This window comes from Variovorax sp. WDL1 (assembly GCF_001541225.1).
Lineage (GTDB): Bacteria > Pseudomonadota > Gammaproteobacteria > Burkholderiales > Burkholderiaceae_C > Variovorax.
This window is the reverse complement of the sequence record NZ_LMTS01000196.1, coordinates 1,360-5,022: the sequence shown is the minus strand read 5'-3', so window position 1 is coordinate 5,022 and position 3,663 is coordinate 1,360. Positions and strand designations below refer to the sequence as shown.

General features: G+C 64.7%; 3 protein-coding genes and 1 pseudogene. 2 read left to right on the top strand and 2 right to left on the bottom strand.

Translation table 11 applies throughout. The features are described 5' to 3' along the window. Window positions 1-242 (bottom strand): annotated as a pseudogene (locus APY03_RS40610) (efflux transporter outer membrane subunit); the annotation flags it as partial. 212 nt (window positions 243-454) lie between these two features. Here APY03_RS40610 and APY03_RS25920 point away from each other — a divergent pair. Together APY03_RS25920 and APY03_RS40605 are read left to right on the top strand one after the other, a co-directional pair. After that, a complete protein-coding gene (locus APY03_RS25920) occupies window positions 455-1,114 on the top strand; it encodes a TetR/AcrR family transcriptional regulator (RefSeq protein WP_005304557.1) in 660 nt (219 codons plus the stop codon). Further along, window positions 1,111-1,563: a MarR family winged helix-turn-helix transcriptional regulator gene (locus APY03_RS40605; protein WP_197026306.1), complete on the top strand. Its 453-nt coding sequence runs from the start codon at window positions 1,111-1,113 to the stop codon at window positions 1,561-1,563. The genes APY03_RS25920 and APY03_RS40605 overlap by 4 nt, the downstream gene beginning before the upstream one ends. On the opposite strand, the gene APY03_RS25915 is transcribed toward APY03_RS40605, so the two are convergent. Continuing rightward, the gene (locus APY03_RS25915) at window positions 1,552-3,537 is read right to left on the bottom strand and encodes a relaxase/mobilization nuclease and DUF3363 domain-containing protein (RefSeq protein ID WP_043373731.1); all 1,986 of its coding nucleotides are present in this window, start codon (window positions 3,535-3,537) and stop codon (window positions 1,552-1,554) included. The genes APY03_RS40605 and APY03_RS25915 overlap by 12 nt on opposite strands. Between the last annotated feature and the right edge of the window lie 126 nt (window positions 3,538-3,663).

The following is a 3,663-nucleotide window of genomic DNA, read 5'->3' as shown; positions in this document are numbered from 1 at the left end:
GCACGGGCTTGCAGATCCGCTAACACGTCATCGTTGAACAGCGTCCACCATGACGATGGGAAGTTCGCAGCGGATGTTTCCTGAGCCTGCGCGTAATCCGCCCTGGGCGACAGTTGAACGGCTGCAAGCCTGTCGTCGGGTTTCACGAAGTCAGGACCCACCGCACAGCCGACCAGTGAGATCGTGCAGAGCGCCGTGCCTGCTTGTCGCAGCAGTTGTGAGAGCAGCGGTTGTGACGTCATGAAGGTTTATCCAATGCGCGAATAGTACCGAACCGCTCGGTGTGATTTACGATAAAAGTTAAGCCGACGGCTCACAAGAAACCTGCTTAGGTGCAGATGCCTGTGAGACGAATGGTTAGGTTGATGCGTACCGAGCGGTTAGGTACTATATAGAATCCTGGCCACCGTGTCAAAACTTCCGACCCAAGCAGATGCGACGAACCAACCAAGTCATGACCGCCCCGCCGCCGAGCAGCGGCGAGCTGAACGCCAAGGCTCTCACCGTTCTGCGCGCTGCGCGAAACGTCTTCCTGACCCATGGGTTCAGCGCGGCAACAACCGACATGATCCAGCGCGAGGCTGGCGTGTCCAAGTCCACGGTTTACGCGCACTACGCGAACAAGGAAGCACTCTTCACCGCGGTAATCGAAGCCGAATGTGCAGCGTTCACGAACACGGTGCAGGGCATCGAGTTCCGCCCGGGGAAGCTGCGAGAAACGTTGACCCTGTTGGCTCGGGCCTACTTGAACATCGTGCTGTCTCCGGGCGGGCTGGCTGTCTTCCGCGTCGTGATCGCCGAAGGCCCGCGCTTTCCCCAGCTCGCCCGGACGTTCTATCTGGCCGGCCCGCAGGTCATGACGGCGATGGTGGCCGAACAACTGGCCAATGCGGCAGCATCCGGCGAGGTCGATCTTGGCGAGATTGGCCGCGAGACGGCCGCCAGTCTGTTCATCAACCTGGTTCGGGGTGAACCCCAGCTTCAGTGCCTGACTCATCCGGATGCCGCGCCTTCCTCGGCGCAGATTGACCAGTGGGCGAATGCAGCCGTAATGACATTCATGCGTGCCTATGGTTGCGGCGAGGACTCGCCCAATAAGCGTTCCCGGTCATGATGCCGAATGGGTCAATCGGCACGGAGAAATCAGACGACGCCCTTCGGGTGATGGAGCTTTCTACGGCCATCACGCGGCTTTGCACAGCAAGGAATCAAGTGCTGAATCGCGTGGCTGCTCCGTTCGGTTTGACCGCTGTGCAGGTGATGGCGCTACACCATATTTCAGCCACTCCAGCATGTACGCCTAGCACTTTGGCCCGCAGTCTGGCAGTCGACTCAGCCTCTGTGACAAGGCTATTGGACCGTCTTGAAAACAAGGGCATGCTCCAAAGAGCAGCACAAGAGCGCATGGATCGCACGCATGACCGCAGAGTTGTCGAGATTATTCTGACTGAACATGGATGCAACGCGATACGTGAGTTGAAGTCACATTGGCAGTCCGCTCGCTCGGAATTGACCGAGGCTTTCAAACAAAGCGAAATACATGGGTTAGCACTAGCTGATTGACGGCCCACGCTGCCGCCCAATCTCCCACGACACCCCGCCGCCGCGCACCGTGGCGGCAAGTTGCTGCCCCAAGCGTTGTTCGATCACGGGTTTCCACGGCACCAGTGAGAACCCCATGCCGTCATCGAGCATCGCGTAGCGCCCACTGGCGAGCATGACGGAGCGCCGGTAGATGCCAGCCACGCGCTGCCCGTCGGCCACCGGGCGATGCTCTAAGCCGGTGTCGGCCGCAATGTCTTTGGCGACCTGCGCCAGGTCCTGGTTGCGCAGCGTGCCCAGCAGGTTGCGCGCGAGGATCACACGCTGCCCGTGCCGCTCGGCCAGCCCCTGTTCGGCCAGAAAGTCGGCGCGTTGCTGCATCGCCTGTCTGGCCTCGCCACCAAAACCCAGGTCGCCCAAGCCCGAGCCACCAGCGATCAGTTGCTGGTCGAGCCAGGTGGCTCCGATCACGCGGGCCTGCCGCTCGATGGGCAGGTGCGATTTCAGTTCCACGGCCACGCCGCCCAGGCGCTGTGCGTCATAGCGGCGGCCCTGTTCGGCCAGGTCGTCCGGCACCTTCCATAGCCCCTCGGCCACGCGCTCCACGATGCCTGCGCGGCGCAGGGCTTCCAGCCGGCGGACGTGGGCCGCGACGACTTCCTGCGGATCGCGGCCGGGCACGGCTTGACCCTGCGCAACGGCCAGGTGATGGTCGGTGCGGTATAGGCCGCCGCTCGCCAGTGCGGTGATGTTCTTGTCGGCAGCGCGCACGTCAGCCGATCCCTTCACCTCCACCACCGCGCCGGTCGGATAGTTCGCCAGTTCGTCGCGGGCATTGAGCGCGACGTAATGGGCTTTGCCGTCCACGCCGTCGATGACCAGATAGCCCCGGTCGCGCAGCTCGTCGGCCAGCCCCTTCGCGGCCACGCGACCGACGATGGTTCGGCCATCGTCCCCCGGCTCGAACACCGCCAACTCGCGCGGCTCGCCACGCATGGCCCGCTGCATGGTGCGGATGATGTCGCCACGCTCGCCCAGGGCACGCAAGGTCTTCTCGGCGTCGGCATGGAAGGCCAAGGTGCCCGGCCGCAGCTCGTCGGCCAGGCCAAGGCGCTGCAAGCGTTGCAGGCGGCCGATCAGCAGCAGGCGCTGACGTTGCAACCGCGGTTCGTTGAGGCGTTCGACATGCACTCGGCCATCATCGCCGGCCTCACGTTGCAGCGTGCGGTCGAGGCTCGTCCATCGCTCTTGCTCGACCTCGCGCTGCAAAGTCTGCTGGATCTCCAGTTCGGTGCGCGGCCCCAGCCATTCGGTCGCCAGTTCGGCGGCGCGATGGCGGAAGCCATCGGCGATGTAGTCGCCCGCGATGATGAGGTCTTTGCCGGTGTCATCGCGCCCGCGCACGACGATGTGCGTGTGCGGGTTGTCGGTGTTCCAGTGAGTGACGGCCACCCAATCGAGGCCCGTGCCCAGGTCGGCCTCCATGCGGCCCATGAGGTGCCGCGTGTAGGTGCGCAGGTCTTCCAGTTCCGCGCCATCCTCGGGCGAGAGGATGAAGCGGAAATGGTGTCGGTCGTCGGCGCAGTGTTCCTTGAAGGCGTCGAGGTCGGCAGCATCGGTCTGCGGCCCATAGGCTTGGCCCGGCTCGCCATCGCGGCCCACACCGTCGCGCTCGATGTAGCGCAGGTGCTTGGCGAGCGACTGCGGGCTGGCTTGGCGCTGGTTGACCAGCAGCGTCTTGATGGTCACGCGCCGCGACATGGGCGTGAGCTTCGCTCCGGCGAAGCGCGCCGCCGTGTGGCCGCGCCCCAGGCGCGAGCCGGGCCGCTGGCCGGTGCCCCTCCCGGTGCCGCTCGCAGTGCCAAGACGGCGCACAGTGGACTTGCCGCTGCTGGCCTTGCCTGCCTGCTTGAGCACCTTGGAGACGAAGCCCTGGCCCCGGTTCTTTGGGGCGCTGGGGCGGATGCGGAAATCATCGTCGCGGCGGTCGGTCATGGCTGCGCTCCCTGCAAGCTCTGGCGTGTCCGGTCGTGCGAAGCACGCGGACATGCCTGCATTGGCGCGGGCCTCGCGCCCCAAGCGGCACGGTGGCGAAGCCGCTGCGTGCCGCGCCACCCCCAT